Consider the following 17696-nt stretch of genomic DNA (forward strand, 5'->3'; position numbering starts at 1 on the left):
AGTTGGAATAAATCAGATTGAAAATAGGGAAAAGTTTGAGAAGGTACAAATCTATACTCTACCGAATTCATACACAAAGAGGTGAGGAAATGAAGTATTTAAAAATAGAAATGTTAATTATTCTCTTAACTACTGTCATTTTAACTGGATGTGGAAAAGTAGATACAACATATAAACCGAAAGAGCACACAGAGTTGACTAAAGAAGAAAAAGCAGCAGAAGAAAGATTAGCAATTCAAATTGCAAAAAAATATGTGAAAGAAACATATGGCGAGTTTACAAAAAATCAGCATTTTGATGCAAAAAAAGAAAAAGATGGAACATACACCGTTCATGTTTATCGTGATATGGGTAACTACAATGAGGGAATTGCGTGGCTAAATGTGAACACAAAGACAAAGAAAGTAATTGATGGAGTTCATTGATAGATTGTATCAAAACGATATGGGCTATTCACTAGTCTTTTTTAGTTACTAATGCTTTTTTAAAAACAGATATGTAAAATCAGCCCATAAGGTGAATATTACTTACTATAAAATATCAGTATTTAATAAGTAGTATTACTAGGGACTGAGTAGAAAATATTCTCGCCCCTAGTCTACTTAAAGAGTAAAACTTAGACTATGAAGTCATGGGTTTACGAAATGCTGATTTAACATAAACCATTGCACAGCCAATCGATAGGATAACGATGATTGTTAGCCCCCAATAAATATTACTGTATGCATGGGCTATTGGGATGTTCTTTTGCCAGTTTAAAGCGCTTGCTGATATAGCGACTCCGAATGCACCACTGAAAAATTGGAGAAGCTGAAACAATCCAAGTCCTGAACCAATTTGTGCTGGTAATAGTAGTCTTGACATTTCATTCGATATACTGCTCGATAAGATCGTGAAGCTAACACTCATTAGCATGTAAATACACATAATTGCAAGAAATGATGTTCCTTCAAATAGAGCGAATAATACGACTGATGCCAAAAGAAGAAACGGAATGTATCTGATGATCGAACTGTTTCCTTTTGAATCGATGATTCGTCCTACCTTTTGTGATACAAGCATAGCTAAAAATGAACCTGGAAAAATCACAAGCCCGGCTTGGATCGCGCTAAGGCTGTATTGTTTTACAAGGATTTGTGGCAATAAAAATAGCGTTGAAAAACTACAGATATATGCCGCAATACCAACTGCTCCTAAAATAAGATATTTGCGATTTAGGAATAGTGATGGAAGTACGAAAGGTTCTTTTGCTAATCGAATACGAACGATGAACAACCCAATCGCAATTAGTCCAACCACTAGCGTGATGAAGGAATGATTTGTTAAGAAAAGCAGAAGTCCTGTTGTACCAACGCCAATAAATAGTGCACCTAAAACGTCGAATGAACCTTTTTTTGGTTTCTCTTTTGGAATGAGAGTCGCAAAAAGAGGAACTAACAATATAGTGATCGAAGTTACGACAAACAAAATATGCCAGCCCATAAATTCTACAATTGCTCCTCCAACGACAGGTCCTAGACCTAACCCGAGTGATACTGAAGACAAAATCATAGCCATTGCTTTACCGCGACGCTCAATTGGAACATAGCGGGATATTAATATAAGTGACAATGCTGGGATTGAACCAGCTCCAGATGCTTGAAAAATACGGATAATCAGCAACATAATAAAGCTATTGCTAAACAAACCAATAATTGCCGCAAGACTTAGAGATAAAATTCCAATAATGAAGAGTCTTCTGATGGGAATAAAATCAGCTAGTCGGCTATATGTTATGGATGAAATTGCAAATACAATTGAATAACTAGTTACGATCCAAGAGGTTGTAGATGCTGATAATTGATATGCAGCCGCAACGTCAGGCAGAGCTAAATTGAACATCATTGTGTTCATGATAACGAGTACAATCGATATACCAAGCAGGAGTGTAACCACTCCTTCGTTCATTACACGTGTTTCTTTACCCTTTATAGAATGAATTGTAGTTTCAGATATCATTTTTTCCCCTCGCTTTAAGTTCCTAAGTTCTATATTTCGATGTTTATCGAACAATAGAAATATATCATGCGTTATGATATAATGCAATCATAAAACCCGAAAATAATTGTAAGGAGGAATATTGTGAAGATTTTATTTCACCCAGATCGCGCAGATATTCATTTATCAAACGTTCTATCTGCTTTAAGCGATCCTGTTCGTTTATTAATTGTTTCTAATGTTAACAATGCAGGTGAGCGGTCTTGTGGAGATATAGGAGTGCCTGTCGCAAAATCCACTTTTTCACATCATACTCGTACCTTAAGGGAAGCTGGAATTTTGAATGTTCGTGTACAAGGAACACAGCGTATTCTGTCTTTAAGAAAAGATGATTTGGAAAACCGTTTTCCAGGGTTACTCTCATCTATATTAGACGCATTTGAAACCTCAGAAGAGAAGAAACAATTACTAAATCCAGAACAATAACTTTATTATTCCGTATAATATAAAAAAGCCACCAAATCTGATATTAAAAGGACTGGTGGCTATTAGACGTCGATTAATATTAGTTAGATACGATAAATAACCTACCTAAACAACTCATAAGTTAGAATAGGTAAATAAGTTTTTAGGAGTGGGAAAATGACACCAGGCGGGGATTTTATGTTTACGTACTTTCCTATTTTTTTCGGAATCATATTTGTCATTATTGCATCCATAATTGTTTTTTCACTTTTAAAGGGAATTACTCAATGGAATCAAAATAACAATTCTCCAAAATTAAATGTAAAGGCAAGAGTTGTTTCAAAAAGAACAGCCGTACATGGCGGTGGAGAAAGCTCGTCATACAGTAGATATTTTGTAACGTTTGAAGTAGAAAGTGGAGATAGAATCGAACTAATGGTAAATGACTCTGACTACGGCATGCTTGTTGAAGGTGACAATGGTGAACTAGCTTTTCAGGGAACAAGATTTTTAGGATATAATAGATCTCGATAGAACAAAAAAGGGATGTATTTACTTAAATTTCTAAAAAAAAGACACTCTGAGGGTGTCTTTTTTAGAAAGGTTCTTTATAACCACAGAAGTTGATTACAACGGAAGGTGCGAGACTCCTGTGGGAGATGCGGAAAGCCTGAGACCCCGCAGGGCAAGTAAGGTAGGCATGCTAAAACCACGACGTCCTGTCGTAACGCATGCATGATTCACATCCTGTGGACCCGAGGCTCAGGTTTCGTCCCACGGAAAGCGAGCAACCTGGAGTTGTAATCAACTATCGCATACTTAAATTAACCGTAGAACACTCCAAAACTTGAAATTAATCTACTTCTTTTATTCGAACCCGCATCTCTATCAGATACTCCTCTTTTTGAATAAGAGAATGATGATTGTAAATTAATGACTCGTATATATCGCTAATAACTTGTAATTGATGGGTTTCCACATAGTCAATTAATTTTTGTAGGTTTAAAAAATAATCGTCTATTGAAACAGATTTAAATGTAATACATACGTATTTACCTTTTGGAATGACAGCAACATTTGTATCACTAGTAAGCAAAGATATCTGTTTATTCGTTAGAACAGGAGTAAATAAATATTGATAACTTACCTCATCAATATGTTTATAAGGTTGATAGGAAAAAATAACTCCATAACCATTGTTTCGAAAACCTTCTGTTGATGCAGCAAATTTCTTTAATTTACTGTATGAAGCATTTAAGATATTTTTCGGATCAATACCATAAGCTTTTGTCTGTATAATTTTTAATTCATCCTCATACAAAATAAATGCTTCACCAAGAGAAGGATATTCCATTTGCCTTTGCAATCCCTTTTTGGCATTTGCAATAATTTTTTCGATTTCTACTAGGGATTCAATTTTATCTCTTACAATATGTTCTTGTTCAGTTAAAAAAGCGAAAAAATCATCTCTCTGTAAACCTTGTACTTCCTTCATTTCTTCTAGTGGTGTACCAATATATTTTAATGATTTGATTAAATCTAGAAGGTGAAGCTGTGAGTCTTTATAGTACCGATAATTAGTGTCCGGGTCGACATATGCAGGTTTAAATAAGTTGATTTTATCGTAATAACGAAGGGCCTTAATTGAAATGTTTACCAGTTTTGAGACTTCTCCAATAGTGTAAAGCTTTTCCTTCATTGCTAACACCTCCTTAGTAAAAGAAATGCATTCTAATTTTCATTATAAATAGCTCGCTTTTTGATTACTTTAGTTGTTTGATATGCAGGTTCCTTCCATGCAAGAGTTAACCCAATACCGATAGCTAATAAGACTGTCGCAAAATAATACGGATAGTTTAAATCGATATCGAATAAAATTCCACCGATAATTGGTCCGATTATATTGCCGATACTAGTAAACATCGAGTTCATGCCACCAACAAATCCTTGTTCATTCCCTGCAACTTTTGATAAATAAGTAGTCAATGCCGGTCTCATTAAATCAAATCCTAAAAATACTGTTACCGTAACAAATAAAATCATAAAGTATGAGTTCACAAGCGTCATTAGAAACACAAGGATCGTCGAGAGAATTAGACTATATCGTATCAAACGAATTTCACCGATCCATTGTGTAAGACGATCGAATAATAAAACTTGGAAAATCGCTCCAAAAATGCCTCCACCTGCAATCATAATCGCAATATCTTTTGGTGTGAAACCAAATTTGTGATCAGCAAATAAGGAGAATAAGGATTCAAAGGCTGCTAATCCAAACTGTGAAATGAAAATAACCATAAATGAGATAAAGAAAATCGGTTCAAATATTCGTTTTAGTCCTTCTTTTTTGCCTTTTACTTCTATATTTTCAATATTTCGTTCTGGCTCTTGTACGAATATAATGGATAATATGGCTGCCAATGCTGCAAAGGCCGAAGCAAAGAAGAACGGTAATCGTGAGCTAATCTCTGCTAAAAACCCACCAACCCCAGGTCCAATAATAAATCCTGTTGAAATAGCTGCCGACATATAGCCGAGTGCTTTTGCTCGTGTCTCAACCGTTGTGACATCCGCAATAAATGCCGTTACAGCTGGCATAATGAATGCTGCACTGACACCACCAAGCATACGCGAGATAAATAATACTTCAACGGTTTTACCAATCCCAAATAAAAGTTCTGAAAAACTAAAAATAATTAACCCTATAATAATCATGCTTTTTCGTCCAAAACGGTCTACCCAGCGACCTGAAATCGGTGAGATGATTAACTGAGTGAAAGCAAATGCGGCTACCATATAGCCCACAACCGAACCAGATATATTCAACTCATTCATAATGGAAGGAGTAACCGGGACAACAAGGCCAATTCCTAAAAAGACGATAAATAAATTTGTTAATACAATCGCTAACATCATGTTTTGTTTTTTCATGTTGTTTTACTCCTTTCAAAAGCTTACAAAACATAATGTAAAGCCTCCCATAAGGGGAGAGTCAATATTTTTATTATCTTTATCTGAATAAAAATAAATAATGCTATTTGAAACTGCCTATTTGAATAGTCATATGGTAATGCAAGCAGGTTTGAAAATAGAAAGGGAAACTCTAAATGAAAGAGGCATAATATAAGTGCAAGTTCGTCTGACTTAAAGGTCATTGACGGTAAATAAACCATTTTAAAATCCTTGAAAATTCAAGGGTTTTTTAATTTGTTCCAACAGATTAGCCTTTAGTGAAATTCTAGACAATTGCGAACTGTAGGCGGAATTCATCAGTCCTGTGTAACTTATATTTAACTTTATGTATACTTTCCTTTACATCGTGCATAGAATACTATACACAAAGTAAAATTGCGTTTACAGGGGGTGTAAATAATGACTTATCAAGAAAAGAAAAGTACTGTCTTGTTAATCAGCACAATCATTATATTTGTATCTTATTGCTTGTACATGTACCCTCAGTACCCTAAAGGTGGTCTGGAGTTAAACGAAACCTTTCGCTACTGGGGTTCCTTCGTCCTGATCTTGACTTTAGTTTCTATCGCAGCGCACATCATTATCAGTATTATTTTTAATATTATCTACAGAATTACGACTAGAGAAAAGGAACCATCATTTGCAGATGAATTAGATAAATTAATAGAATTGAAAGCACACCGAAATTCATTTTTTGTATTTATTGTTGGTTTTCTTCTTGCAATGGGATCACTTATTATTTATCAGCCTTCACAGGTTATGTTTATGATTCTAATTTTTTCAGGATTTCTTTCCGATGTGACCGGTTCGATTTCGAAACTTTATCACTATAGGAGAGGCGTCTAAATGGGAAAAAAACTTGTCGGCAATCATATTCGTAAATTACGTTTCAACCATGATGAAATGACCCAGCAGCAATTAGCTGACAAGGTTGGCGTAACAAGACAAACAATAGTGGCTCTCGAAAAGGGAAATTATTCACCATCTCTAGAGCTTGCTTTTCGCATCGCTCAAGCTTTTAATTTACCGTTGGAGGAAGTATTTTTCTATGGAGACAACACTAAGTAATAAGAAAGATGATGATATGCTTTACCGTTTATAAATTGAATAAAAGGTGGAGATGAAAAATGAATTCAAATAGAAGATCGGCAGAAATAGTTGGAGTACTGTTTATACTTGCAGCAGTATCGGCGATGATTGGACTTAAATTGTATGATCCGATTCTTAAAGGCCCAGATTATTTGATCAATGGTTCTGAACACGCCAACCAAGTGATACTAGGAGCTTTAATGGAGTTAATTCTAGTCGTTTCAGCGGTTGGCACTGCCACAACAATGTTTCCCATTTTAAGGAAGTATAATGAAACAATCGCTCTTTGGCATGTCTGCTTCAGGTTTCTAGAAGCGATTATTATTACAGTAGGTGTGATCAGTGTCCTGGCATTGTTAACGCTTAGTAGGGAGTTTGTAGCAGCAGGAGTTCCAGAAATAGCGTCTTATCAAACGTCTGGAATTCTATTAAAAGCAGTACATGACTGGACATTTATGCTTGGTCCATTGTTTATGTTAGGTATAAATACGTTGATGTACAGTTATATATTTTATAAATCAAAGCTTGTACCTAGATTTATATCTAGCTTAGGCATCACAGGGGCAATTGTTGTGTTTATATATGCATTGTTAGTAATGTTTGGGGTCATTGAACAAATTTCTGTTTGGGGTGCTATTATGGCGCTGCCAGTTGCAGCTAATGAAATCATTTTAGCTGTGTGGCTAATCGTTAAAGGATTTAATGAATCTGCTCTTGCTTCTATTTCAGTAAAAAAGCAAGATGACGAGATTATACCGCACACATAATAATGCATAGGGGAATGTATTAGTCAATATCTTTAAGATTTACCAAAATATAAAACCTCTAATGTTATCATTAGAGGTTTTTATTTACGTTAATTTTTATTGTACTTACACTACCAGTTTAATCTAATCATTCCTTTGACTCTCTTCCGTATATAGCATAATCAGTTAATAATCCAAGTATTTGAAGAATTACACCAATGAGTGCTACTTGTATATTTTTATCTATGAAAGCCATCAATATACAAAACACAGTTATAGGAAATAAGATTACTTTTATATAATGCTTAAATTTATTTTGCTCCATCATATCACCAACATGTCCGTTTTTATTTTTATGCTCTTTATATTTAGCTTTTTTGAAACGACTTATTCATGGGCCAAGAAAGATGATTAGAAGATTTATTATTTCATAGGAAAATTAAGCTAGATATATTTTGCAATCTCATTTAGTTCACGCTGAGTTATGACGGGATCAATGCTGATAAATGGGAAATTTTCAATGTCCAAAGAAAAATCAGAAATAACGAAATCAATTGCTAGCTCTTTCAAATCTTGTTTAGTAATTTTTAGTTTATTGTAACTAACAAAAGTAATTTTATTACCAAAATACTTTTCTAATTTTGACATATTATAACGCCTTACACCGGGACCTTCACTATTTAAAAAAAGAACTCGTTTTTTCATTTTTGAATAGTTGACAGTAGCTTGGATATTTAATGTAGCTCTTGCTGTGGCAATATTATGGCTAGATGGAAGAGAAAAATTATTTGTAAAACACTCAAATGCAGCATCAACTTTTTTGTACAATTCTGGATAATTTTTTTGCGCATATTTAATAATCTTATCGAATCTACGAATGTCTTTAGGTATATTTCTTTGCGGGAAATATTTCTTTAATGAGTATATTTTATATTGCTGATGGAAAGTATATACAAAACTTTTATCTTCCATTAAATGAATGCCTGTATGTCTTTCTAATAAATCTAGTAAGACAAAAAGTTCATTATAATAACTGTTTGCTTTATTTTTAAATAAAGTATAAATTGTATCCTCGTCTTGTTGGTCAGGGCTAAAATATGGGATGTGAGAAATATATATTGCGAAGGATAACCGGTCAGAGGAAGAAAAAATTAATCTATCGTTTTTTTCAATTTGATCAAGTATTTCATTTGCAATGTAATAGAATACAGATTCTTTTATTTTGTTCTCAAGCATTTTTGAAAGGTTTAGTTCAACTTCAAAATGAATGCGACTGATTAAAGTACCAATAAAGTATATATATTTTTTCATAGAGGTAGGGTATAAAAATATATGATATTTTTCTGTTGCTTCTGTTACAACTTTCTCTATATATGAATATGAATAAGCTTCTAATGGCCAATCGTCTGAATTTGAATAGAGTTCATACGTAACATCAGTACATAATCTTCTTTTATCCTCTTCTAATCCGTTAATTTGTAGTGGTGCACGTTTTAAAGTTAAATCATAATACTTTAATAATTCTTCGACCAGATCTAGTACTTTGTATACCGTGCTGTATTGTTGTGTAAGAAATTCTTTACCTAGTTCACTAATGACAGTTACATTTCTTAATAGAATATGTAGAATAGCTTGATAGGTATAAGAATTCTTAACAAATAAAGTATAGATGTCTTCATTTGATGAGATTTTTGGCTTGTGAAGATAAACACCTTTCCCCTTAATCGTCTCAATCTGCCAATTCTCTGGGAAGATAGAATTGATAAATTGTATATCAGTACGTATGGTTTTTTGAGTGCAAGCTAAAGAACAAGCAATATCTTCAATTTTAAACCACGTATCCTCTTCAGATAAAATATCAATTATTTTTATTCTACGAAAACTAACCTTATCCATAATATGATTACTTTCCTTTCCAAGTGGACCAAAAGTTGCTTTTTTTATCAATTATTTAGTTCTGTTTTTTATTTGTCATTACGTGTAGTAATTCCGTAAGGTTCGGTTAGTACCCTACCTGAAATCTGCGTGTGCAAATCCCTTAAAAATAAATAAATTAAGAAACTAAATCTATTAGAAATTATTTTAATTCAACTAAGTAGGCTAATAAACACGTTTTTTTACTTTTGACTTAGGTAAAAAAGAGAAAACGGTACTAGAATCTAAACTAATACAGTTAAAAAATGATCTTTAATATAGTAATGAAATCAAAAATTAGTTTAATAAATCAAAATCATAACTTTTTTCAGGGTAAAAATAGGTTTTTTTTCAAAAAAATTATCATTTTTTATCTTTTTATAAGTTAAAAAAAGACGTGGTAATATAGTCTGAACTATTTTATATTTTACTTGTGATCTAACTCATAAATAGCTAGTTTGGAATGAAAGTTTGTTACGAATTTCACAACAGTCTTCAATCTTTTTGAATTAGAATTTGCTAGGGAAGGGCAATGAGACGCATTTTTGAAAGAAATTTTTGTGAATAAATACACAAACGTGCATCACGAGGAATACGAAGCGAGTACATGGCATATCGAATGATAAAAAATATGAGGTATTAGAGGTATGGAATATAAGGAGTGATTACAGTAGTACCACTATAAATGTGATATGTTTCACAAAATACATAAACAAAGGAGATGGAAAAGTGATTCGTAATGTAAGTACAAAGTTTAAGCTTGGCCTAATTATCCTCATTTTTATTTTATCGATGGTTTTTCTACAAGTAAACACATTTAAAAAAATGGCAGATATGAAAGAAAACTCTGGTGAATTGTATAAGGATAGATTAATTCCGACTGTAGTGTTTTCTGAATATCGGTTAAATAATGAAATAGTAATTGCAGACATGTGGCGACTATTTACACATACTGATTTTTCAACTAGTAACCAACTAAGAAACAATATAGATACAACCATGAAAAAAAATAAGCAACTATTGAATAACTATAAATCAACCAAAATGTCAACTAAAGAAGCGAAGATCATTAAAGATATTGAGAAAACAATGCCATTATTTGAAAGTAGTATTCAAAAATCTGTTGAACTTGGAACACAAAACAAAAATGAAGAAGCCATTCATTTATACAATAACGAAATAATTAAATATGTTCATCAACTGACTACACTTTATGATCAATTAGACCAAGTAAATTCTAATATTTCTAAAGACTTGTATGAAGATAATGAAAAGCTTGCTAGCAGTTCGGTAAATCAATCTCTAATGCTCTTCTGTATTGTTACATTCATTTGTATAGGACTAGGAACTTATATTTCTAGACTCATAACAAAACCAATTAATCAGTTACTGGTGTCTTTACGAGCAACTCAAAACGGAGATCTTACACAGAAAGTAGATTATGAATCAAAAGATGAACTAGGTAAATTAACGAGTGCTTACAATGAAACAATGACTAATTTGTGTGAGCTCATTAGTCAAGTCCAAGAGATATCTGATCAAGTGGCTGCTTATTCAAGTGAGCTTTCTGCTAGTGCTGAGCAAACAAGCGAAGCTAGCGAGCATATTGCAACAAACACAGTTGAAGTTGCAAGTGGTTCAGAAGATCAAGTAAGAACAGTTATGGAAACGAATGAAACTGTACGTAGTATGGTCACACAAGCACAAATAATTGGGAGCAATTCGATAAAAGTTAATGAGACTGCAAAAGAAGCAGAGCAACTTTCGATTGATGGAGTTCAGGTTGTTCTAGTGGCCGTAGCGCAAATGGAAGAAATTCATAACACAATAAGTAGTCTGAATAATGCGATTAATATACTAGGAGAACGTTCAGGGGAGATTGGTGAAATTGTCCAAGTAATAACTAGAATAGCAGATCAAACCAATCTACTAGCATTAAATGCTGCAATTGAAGCGGCTCGTGTAGGAGAGCATGGAAAAGGGTTCGCAGTAGTTGCTGCAGAAGTTCGAGGGTTAGCTGAGGAATCGGCGGTCTCTGCTAATAATATCTCTAAATTGATTGTTGGCATTCAAAAAGAGGTTAACAATGCGATAGCTGTCATGGAAATGACGAATAAGCAAGTTGAAGTTGGTTCTAGCAATGTAAGTAATGCAGGTATTTCATTTGGAAAAATTCAAGGTTCGATAAATGAAGTTTCAATTCAAATTCATGAAGTATCCTCGGCTGTTCAACAAATGGTTGCAGGCACAGAACAATTAGGGGAATCAATTGAGGATATCAGTTCAATTGCACAAAATACAGCTTCACAAACTCAGAATATTTCAGCTGCTACAGAAGAGCAACTAGCAACGATGCAGGAAATCTCAGCTTCATCAACTGCGCTGGCTGATATGGCAGAAGATTTACAAAAAAGAACTAGCGTATTTAATGTTTAGTAAAACCGTATGTCTGGAAATATAGGCTTAGAGGTGGGGTTGTAAATATGACAGTAGTAAAAAATGAAAGTAGAAATTCGAATGTAATTCATATGAGAATGGATACCAAGCATTCAGAGGATTCATTATTCAGTATCATCAATAATGTAGAAGAACAAATGATAGAAATAAAGATTAATAAAATAAAAAATGAACTTTTAGTAAATGAACAAAAGCTTATAAATAATCTACGTAAGTTTAACTTCATGATTATGAATGAGAATGATTTGAGTATGAATGATTTAGCTATGAAAGTTAATTATAAAGCAGAAGATATTGATGAGGCTTTAAATGGTAGTGGGGGCAAGAATCAGAGAATCATTTTATATGAGATTTGTATTTATCTAATTAATCTAATGAATAGAAAATTTGAATGATATCACAAAAGGAGAGACAGTTATGCTAGCAACTAAGTTGGACTTCATTAAAGGAAAAAATAATACTGTTATATTTGTGGAAAGTTTATTATTTCTTTCAGGAATTTGTAGAATTCTAGAATATCATCATATAGAGGTTGAAAGAATTCCGATTTTTGATGAGGTGTTTCAAACAAATGACATAAATTCTATATTTATTTGTGAAGTAGCTAGTAAAGATATGGAAACAAAAGCTAAATCAATCTTGAAAAATGATAGCTCTACTAAAGTGATTGTCATAAAAGATAAACTCAAGGTAAATGAAATTGAAGCATTAATCGACCTAGGAGTAAAGGGATGTTTGCTATCTGACTTAGATGAAGTTTATTTAGTGACGACTGTAAAACAAGTTCATCTAGGAAATTTATTTATTGATTACCGTTTTACGAATGAAATTTTAAGTGAATATAAATCGTATAAAAGAATTCACAAACAAAGACAACCAGTTGATTTTGAATCAATTCATACCGTATTAACAAAAAGAGAATATGAAATATTAACTCTTTTAGCTAAAGGTTGCTCAAACTCCCAAATATCCGAAAGATTATACATTTCAGAGAAAACAGTTAAAAATCATGTTTCTAATATATTAGCAAAGATGCAAGTTCAAGATCGCTTAAATGCTGTAATTAAAGGATTAAGACATAATTGGATAACAATTGATGCTTGTTAGGTAAGTGTTCTCAAAATTTGTAGTTAAGACGGAAAAATAAAATGGGAAGAAGTCAGTTATGAAGAAAAAAACAACACTACATAATCAAATTGTTAAAGTCGGAGATTATATAAGTTTTGATGCAAAAATCCATATAAACAATATCAAGTCAAAGATTGTAAAAGCTAAAGTACTCATGGTTTATGAGAATTGTGTACTCGTAGACGTTCGCAAATTAAAAATATTCGATGAAGATTTTACAGTTGTAAATCATAAAAACTACACGATTTTAATATGAAAAAATAGATGGTTTCATTGAGTCTATTCTTTTCATCTAATCTACACTAGTTGTTTCATGAATGTAAGAAACAATTGAAATTCCAAAAAAGGAGTTAGCAAGTGATAACAAAAGTAGTAAAAGATCATATTTATCAACATAATACGGTAATACTTGTAGAGAATTCATTAATTGTCCTTGGGGTTTATAGAATTTTAGATTGCTATAACTTAAAAATAGAGATGATAGAATATGAAAATTTATTGGATATTCAATATCAAAACACTATATTGATAACAAAGGTTTCAAAAAAATCGATGCTACGTAAAGCAAAGTTACTATTATCAAAGGATGCATCCACTAGAATTATCACAATCAGTAACAAGGTAGAAATAAATGAGATTGAGAAGCTAGTAGATTTAGGTGTGAGGGGAATATTATCGAATAAAATGGAAGAGGATGAACTTGTTCAAGCTTTTCAGCAAGTTTTATTAGGGTATATATTCATAGAAAACCGGTATTTAAAATTATTAATACAAGATTATCGTAGATTAAAGATAGATTCACTTCAAAATAAACCGATAAAAGCAATAAATTTAAAGGAATTATTAACGAATAAAGAATATGAGGTTATAAATCTAGTTGCAGAAGGTTATTCATGTAAACAAATAGCTGATAAGCTGGCCATTTCAGAAAGATCAACTAGATTTCAAATTTCTAATATCATAAAGAAGCTGGAAGTAAAAGATAAATTAAATGCTGTTATAAAGTTTTTAAAGCTTAAGTGGGGAAAAATGTAAAGCTTTAATTTACTTGTATTGTCCTATAAGATTCATATTTACTTTTACAACGTAATGGAGGTAGTATCTTTGAAAGTAATTGGGATTGAGAAAAGAGTGGATTCAGTAGGAAGAATTGTTATTCCAAAAGAAATCAGAAGATTATTAAATATCGAATTCGGTGACATGATGGAAGTATTAATAGATTCAGGTAATATTATTGTTAGAAAAGGTGTTGATACGAAATGTCTGATTACTGGTGATAACACAGGTAATATGATTAAACTAGCAGACGGGAAAATTGTTGTCAGCACTGAAGGAGCTAAAATCTTAAGGGCTGAAATAACGAAAGAAATCAAAATAGCAAAAGTTAAACAGAATACTAGCAAGGAGACAAATAAATGAGAGTAATGGTGCAATACAGGTCATCGGTTAAAGTTGCAGGGAAAATAATAATGAATAGTACTGATACTTTTGCAGCAGTTGAAGTTGAAAACATCCAAAACGAAGAAGAGCTTACAAAAAGAGTACAAATAGCTTTAGCAAAATTTATTAATCGACAAACTGAAGAATTTAAAATCATTGGATATACAAAACTATAAAAGTGAAAAGGTAATGGATGTAATCTTTACATACAATGCACAAAACTCCACTACTTAATCACCATAAGTCTGATCAAATGGTAATCAAAAGTACTAAAAACTAATTGATATAAAGCAAAACAACTTCGATATGCTGGATTGCTATGTTAGGAGTTTTCAGATGAACGAATTACTATTCAATATACATTTTTTTTATACAATTATTATATTCATATTGTGTTTTATCATTGTTAACAAACAAAGTTCGTGAGTTTCATAGAGATTGTTTTGTTGTAATGCCAACACTGATTTATGAAAAATCGTATATACAAAAGCTTGAGCAATATTTAATATTCTAAAATGGTATTATAACCAAAAATAAAAACGAGTAGCTATTTTGTAACGGGTTCACCTTTGGGAGAGAAAAATAGAAATTAAATTGATTAATGACAGCCAATTAACAAGAAAATGGTCTGTCTTTTTTATTGTCAAATCAAGGTTTTCGTTAAATAAGAACTAAAAATAGCAGTAAATTAACATATTAATTAACATTGGACAATAACCATTGTCTATGCTGATTTATGTGCTATTTTAATGATAAATAGACTGTTGAAAACTATGCTATTTTAAATAAAAAACTCTGTTAATATTAATTGTTGATTTTAGCAAATGCATTTAGAGTATGAAAAGAGAAACGTAAGTTAGAGAGTGATTGGAATGGAAGGTACGAAGACTCCTATGGGAGATGCGGGAAACTTGAGACCCCGGAGGCTTGCCGAGGAGGCTCAAGTCACGCCCCATGGAAAGCGAAGTACCTGGAATGGAAATCAACAGTCTTTTTTACAGAGCCGAATATAAAAAAGAGAATAGACTGTAAAATCAATTCTCTCTCAGTGTTATTTATGGTGTTAATTTGTTGCGAAATACATAGCAATTCATACTGTAAAAAATTGTTTTCTCTCTAGAAGAGAACCCGTTACTATTATTGCTACCTGTTTTTAAATTGAAATTTTTTTGCCTATAAACAAATTCTAATCAGTAATCTTCAATCCCATCAAGCTCGCAAGCTGAATTGCTTGATATGATGAAACTTTACAGCCATTTAAACTTTCAATCGAAACAGTTAGTGCACTAAATGTAGAAGTACTAATATCTATCCCCTTTAGTGATGTTTGTTCAAAATTAGCTTCATCAAGATTACAGTTAATAAAATCAATTTTTTTAAATTTACAATCGTAAAAATCCGTATTTTTTAATGAAGAAGCTTGAAAAATTACCTTCTCTAACTTTGAATCTCCAAGTAATGCCAAATTTAAGACAGACTGATCAAATTGTACGTTACCAAAGCTAGAATCCATAAAATTTACACCTAATAATTTACAATTCGTAAAAATGACTCTGTGAATGGAAGACTTACTCATATTACAATTTGAAAAATCACAGTCTTCAAAATGCACATCAATTATATCGATATTTCTAAAATCAGTATTATTGAACCTACAATTTCTAATCACCATTTTTGATAATCTTGCTCTCTCAACAACTTCATTTTCAAAAACAGAATCGTTTATTTCGCACATCTCTAATTCAGGATCCTCTTCATAAAAAATATCGGTAAAATTTCTTAATTGTAATTCTCTTGGGATATTTGGTGTATCAATTTTCATCATTATTCCTCACTTATATAAATTGGATTTTTGTCATTAAACCTCTAGATTATTTACTTTAACTATAAAGAATTTTAGGTTTAAAAAAAGTCTTATAATTTTTAAAAATTTGTGTACAAAACAACTTACTAACGGACAATTCAATAAAAATAAGCCGCATTTGCGGCTTTACTAAATACCCAATTTAGGGAATCTCCTATTTAGAATCACTTGTTTTCGCTTTCCTTTTCATGAATAACTGTTCTCCAATTTAAATCTCCACGCTCTAAACCATGTATTAAAATTTCTGCAGTTCCCATATTCGTCGCCAAAGGTATAGAATAAACATCGCATAAGCGAAGTAACGCTAAAATGTCAGGTTCATGGGGTTGCGGTGTAAGAGGATCTCTAAAGAAAATAACGATATCCATTAAATTTTTTGCGATTAAAGCTCCTATTTCTTGATCTCCACCTAGTGGACCTGATTTAAAACGATGTAACTGTAATTTTGTCTGTTCCATAATTCTTGTACCAGTTGTACCAGTAGAAAATAGTTCATGTTTAGACAAAATAGATTCATACGCTTTAGCAAAATTCACTAAGTCAGCTTTCTTACCATCATGTGCAATAAATGCAATTTTCAATAGAAACAGTCCTTTCAAAAGTTATGAATAACATAACTACTATAATTTGATGAAAACGGATCTTAACTAATTATAATATTATGTTCAAAAAAAGACTCATCCAAAAATAGAATATATAATTTTATTTGTATTTAACACATGATTAGTTGATGTTAGTAGAGCTACATTCTATGCAAAAATTCTGGAACAGTAGTAAACAAGGAATGATAAGCATCGCTATAGTATAATATTCAATAATTAAAACACCATTTTTAAAAACCATAAATGAGGATACGTAAAAAATGAAATATTACCCTTTTCTAAAAGTGCTAAGTACTCTAAGGGGTAGTATTAAGCAAAGGAAGATGAAGAATGTTTCCTATTCTAGAAACGGATCGTTTAGTATTGAGAGAACTAAAAGAAGATGATGCAATTGACATATTAAGCTGTTTTTCAAATAAAGAGGTATTGCGTTATTATGGGCAAACACCATTAACAAGCATAGATCAAGTTCAACAAATCATTCGAAATTTTTCAATGAATTTCAATGAAAAACGAGGGATTAAATGGGGTATAGAATTGAAAGGGAAGGAAGGTATTGTCGGAACAATTGGATTTCAAGAGTGGTCACAAGAGCACAAGAGAGCGGATTTAAGCTATGCCCTTTTCCCTGATAATTGGGGTAATGGTTACGCGTCAGAGGCAGTATGCAAAGTGGTTTCTTATGGGTTTGAAGAGCTAGCTATAAAGCGAATTGGTGCAGTTGTTTTTACTGAAAATAAAGCTTCAATTAAATTGTTGACTAAACTGGGCTTTCAAAAAGAAGGGTTATTGAGAAATTATCTATACCAAAATGGTGTGCCATTTGATGCGTATATATATTCTTTATTAAAGTAAAAAGAAAGTCACTGATACCAGGGACTTTCATAATAGACATGATTATAGTTTTACGCCATTTGAAGAAATGACTACGTAACAGAGGAATATTTTGAAGAAGCTAATATTACTACGCAAGTACCGGTAGTTTATATTATCGAATCTATTGCACGCCAAATTTACAGACTTAACCAATAGGTTGGATAC

Annotated in this window: 20 protein-coding genes and 1 pseudogene; 15 read left to right on the top strand and 6 right to left on the bottom strand. The window is 32.1% G+C overall.

Features of this window, described 5'->3' with window-relative positions; translation table 11 throughout:
- Positions 1-89: 89 nt before the first annotated feature.
- A complete protein-coding gene (locus ACX6U0_RS18860) occupies positions 90-425 on the top strand; it encodes a hypothetical protein (protein ID WP_464961398.1) in 336 nt (111 codons plus the stop codon).
- A gap of 196 nt (positions 426-621) precedes the next feature.
- On the opposite strand, the gene ACX6U0_RS18865 is transcribed toward ACX6U0_RS18860, so the two are convergent.
- Positions 622-1998, bottom strand: coding sequence for an MFS transporter (locus tag ACX6U0_RS18865; RefSeq protein ID WP_464961399.1), 1377 nt, complete (start codon positions 1996-1998; stop codon positions 622-624).
- Between the two features lie 123 nt (positions 1999-2121).
- On the opposite strand from ACX6U0_RS18865, the gene ACX6U0_RS18870 reads away from it, so the two are divergent.
- Both ACX6U0_RS18870 and ACX6U0_RS18875 read left to right on the top strand, forming a co-directional pair.
- Entirely contained in the window at positions 2122-2463 is a 342-nt protein-coding gene (locus ACX6U0_RS18870; protein ID WP_464961400.1) for an ArsR/SmtB family transcription factor, read from the top strand.
- A gap of 156 nt (positions 2464-2619) precedes the next feature.
- Positions 2620-2976 (top strand): DUF2500 domain-containing protein, encoded by a 357-nt coding sequence (locus tag ACX6U0_RS18875; RefSeq protein WP_464961401.1) that lies wholly within the window; start codon positions 2620-2622, stop codon positions 2974-2976.
- A 319-nt stretch (positions 2977-3295) separates the two neighbouring features.
- Here ACX6U0_RS18875 and ACX6U0_RS18880 read toward each other — a convergent pair whose 3' ends face one another.
- Both ACX6U0_RS18880 and norA read right to left on the bottom strand, forming a co-directional pair.
- Positions 3296-4141 (bottom strand): MerR family transcriptional regulator, encoded by an 846-nt coding sequence (locus ACX6U0_RS18880; RefSeq protein ID WP_464961402.1) that lies wholly within the window; start codon positions 4139-4141, stop codon positions 3296-3298.
- 32 nt (positions 4142-4173) lie between these two features.
- On the bottom strand, positions 4174-5373 hold the full coding sequence (gene norA, locus ACX6U0_RS18885; protein ID WP_464961403.1) for a multidrug efflux MFS transporter NorA: 1200 nt from the start codon (positions 5371-5373) through the stop codon (positions 4174-4176).
- 441 nt (positions 5374-5814) lie between these two features.
- On the opposite strand from norA, the gene ACX6U0_RS18890 reads away from it, so the two are divergent.
- Genes ACX6U0_RS18890 through ACX6U0_RS18900 form a run of 3 tightly spaced genes read left to right on the top strand, consistent with a single transcriptional unit; the run spans position 5815 to position 7271 of the window.
- A complete protein-coding gene (locus tag ACX6U0_RS18890) occupies positions 5815-6261 on the top strand; it encodes a hypothetical protein (RefSeq protein WP_464961404.1) in 447 nt (148 codons plus the stop codon).
- Positions 6262-6483 carry a helix-turn-helix transcriptional regulator gene (locus tag ACX6U0_RS18895; RefSeq protein WP_335426401.1) on the top strand — a complete coding sequence of 74 codons (222 nt, stop codon included), beginning with the start codon at positions 6262-6264 and terminating at the stop codon, positions 6481-6483.
- A 59-nt stretch (positions 6484-6542) separates the two neighbouring features.
- Positions 6543-7271 carry a DUF4386 domain-containing protein gene (locus ACX6U0_RS18900; protein WP_464961405.1) on the top strand — a complete coding sequence of 243 codons (729 nt, stop codon included), beginning with the start codon at positions 6543-6545 and terminating at the stop codon, positions 7269-7271.
- 423 nt (positions 7272-7694) lie between these two features.
- On the opposite strand, the gene ACX6U0_RS18905 is transcribed toward ACX6U0_RS18900, so the two are convergent.
- On the bottom strand, positions 7695-9146 hold the full coding sequence (locus tag ACX6U0_RS18905) for a helix-turn-helix domain-containing protein (protein WP_464961406.1): 1452 nt from the start codon (positions 9144-9146) through the stop codon (positions 7695-7697).
- Between the two features lie 747 nt (positions 9147-9893).
- Here ACX6U0_RS18905 and ACX6U0_RS18910 point away from each other — a divergent pair.
- The 7 genes from ACX6U0_RS18910 to ACX6U0_RS18940 all read left to right on the top strand — a co-directional run bounded on the left by ACX6U0_RS18910 (position 9894) and on the right by ACX6U0_RS18940 (position 14365).
- Positions 9894-11600, top strand: a complete 1707-nt coding sequence (locus tag ACX6U0_RS18910; RefSeq protein WP_464961407.1) for a HAMP domain-containing methyl-accepting chemotaxis protein — start codon at positions 9894-9896, stop codon at positions 11598-11600.
- A gap of 47 nt (positions 11601-11647) precedes the next feature.
- On the top strand, positions 11648-12016 hold the full coding sequence (locus tag ACX6U0_RS18915; RefSeq protein ID WP_464961408.1) for a hypothetical protein: 369 nt from the start codon (positions 11648-11650) through the stop codon (positions 12014-12016).
- A 22-nt stretch (positions 12017-12038) separates the two neighbouring features.
- On the top strand, positions 12039-12728 hold the full coding sequence (locus ACX6U0_RS18920; RefSeq protein ID WP_464961409.1) for a LuxR C-terminal-related transcriptional regulator: 690 nt from the start codon (positions 12039-12041) through the stop codon (positions 12726-12728).
- Between the two features lie 58 nt (positions 12729-12786).
- Complete coding sequence (locus ACX6U0_RS18925) at positions 12787-13005, top strand: DUF2187 family protein (protein WP_464961410.1); 219 nt, start codon at positions 12787-12789, stop codon at positions 13003-13005.
- Positions 13006-13106: 101 nt separating this feature from the next.
- Positions 13107-13784, top strand: a complete 678-nt coding sequence (locus tag ACX6U0_RS18930; RefSeq protein WP_464961411.1) for a response regulator transcription factor — start codon at positions 13107-13109, stop codon at positions 13782-13784.
- A gap of 69 nt (positions 13785-13853) precedes the next feature.
- Positions 13854-14168, top strand: coding sequence for an AbrB/MazE/SpoVT family DNA-binding domain-containing protein (locus tag ACX6U0_RS18935; protein ID WP_464961412.1), 315 nt, complete (start codon positions 13854-13856; stop codon positions 14166-14168).
- Entirely contained in the window at positions 14165-14365 is a 201-nt protein-coding gene (locus ACX6U0_RS18940; protein WP_464961413.1) for a hypothetical protein, read from the top strand. Before ACX6U0_RS18935 ends, ACX6U0_RS18940 begins: the two co-directional genes overlap by 4 nt.
- Positions 14366-15375: 1010 nt before the next feature.
- Here the strand turns inward: ACX6U0_RS18940 and ACX6U0_RS18945 are convergent.
- Positions 15376-16011: a pentapeptide repeat-containing protein gene (locus ACX6U0_RS18945; RefSeq protein WP_464961414.1), complete on the bottom strand. Its 636-nt coding sequence runs from the start codon at positions 16009-16011 to the stop codon at positions 15376-15378.
- 206 nt (positions 16012-16217) lie between these two features.
- On the bottom strand, positions 16218-16634 hold the full coding sequence (locus ACX6U0_RS18950) for a methylglyoxal synthase (protein ID WP_464961415.1): 417 nt from the start codon (positions 16632-16634) through the stop codon (positions 16218-16220).
- A 351-nt stretch (positions 16635-16985) separates the two neighbouring features.
- Here ACX6U0_RS18950 and ACX6U0_RS18955 point away from each other — a divergent pair, with 351 nt between their 5' ends.
- The gene (locus tag ACX6U0_RS18955; protein ID WP_464961416.1) at positions 16986-17510 is read left to right on the top strand and encodes a GNAT family N-acetyltransferase; all 525 of its coding nucleotides are present in this window, start codon (positions 16986-16988) and stop codon (positions 17508-17510) included.
- 72 nt (positions 17511-17582) lie between these two features.
- A pseudogene (locus ACX6U0_RS18960) lies at positions 17583-17687 on the top strand (RpiR family transcriptional regulator); the annotation flags it as partial.
- Positions 17688-17696: the final 9 nt, after the last annotated feature.

Source organism: Gottfriedia sp. ABJ_BB2_2, from assembly GCF_055484705.1.

Excerpts from the sequence above, each read along its gene's own strand:
- ACX6U0_RS18860 (WP_464961398.1), top strand. The coding sequence starts at position 90 with ATGAAGTATTTAAAAATAGAAATGTTAATTATTCTCTTAACTACTGTC.
- ACX6U0_RS18865 (WP_464961399.1), bottom strand. The coding sequence starts at position 1,998 with ATGATATCTGAAACTACAATTCATTCTATAAAGGGTAAAGAAACACGT.
- ACX6U0_RS18875 (WP_464961401.1), top strand. The coding sequence starts at position 2,620 with ATGACACCAGGCGGGGATTTTATGTTTACGTACTTTCCTATTTTTTTC.
- ACX6U0_RS18880 (WP_464961402.1), bottom strand. The coding sequence starts at position 4,141 with ATGAAGGAAAAGCTTTACACTATTGGAGAAGTCTCAAAACTGGTAAAC.
- norA (WP_464961403.1), bottom strand. The coding sequence starts at position 5,373 with ATGAAAAAACAAAACATGATGTTAGCGATTGTATTAACAAATTTATTT.
- ACX6U0_RS18890 (WP_464961404.1), top strand. The coding sequence starts at position 5,815 with ATGACTTATCAAGAAAAGAAAAGTACTGTCTTGTTAATCAGCACAATC.
- ACX6U0_RS18895 (WP_335426401.1), top strand. The coding sequence starts at position 6,262 with ATGGGAAAAAAACTTGTCGGCAATCATATTCGTAAATTACGTTTCAAC.
- ACX6U0_RS18900 (WP_464961405.1), top strand. The coding sequence starts at position 6,543 with ATGAATTCAAATAGAAGATCGGCAGAAATAGTTGGAGTACTGTTTATA.
- ACX6U0_RS18905 (WP_464961406.1), bottom strand. The coding sequence starts at position 9,146 with ATGGATAAGGTTAGTTTTCGTAGAATAAAAATAATTGATATTTTATCT.
- ACX6U0_RS18915 (WP_464961408.1), top strand. The coding sequence starts at position 11,648 with ATGACAGTAGTAAAAAATGAAAGTAGAAATTCGAATGTAATTCATATG.
- ACX6U0_RS18920 (WP_464961409.1), top strand. The coding sequence starts at position 12,039 with ATGCTAGCAACTAAGTTGGACTTCATTAAAGGAAAAAATAATACTGTT.
- ACX6U0_RS18925 (WP_464961410.1), top strand. The coding sequence starts at position 12,787 with ATGAAGAAAAAAACAACACTACATAATCAAATTGTTAAAGTCGGAGAT.
- ACX6U0_RS18940 (WP_464961413.1), top strand. The coding sequence starts at position 14,165 with ATGAGAGTAATGGTGCAATACAGGTCATCGGTTAAAGTTGCAGGGAAA.
- ACX6U0_RS18945 (WP_464961414.1), bottom strand. The coding sequence starts at position 16,011 with ATGAAAATTGATACACCAAATATCCCAAGAGAATTACAATTAAGAAAT.
- ACX6U0_RS18955 (WP_464961416.1), top strand. The coding sequence starts at position 16,986 with ATGTTTCCTATTCTAGAAACGGATCGTTTAGTATTGAGAGAACTAAAA.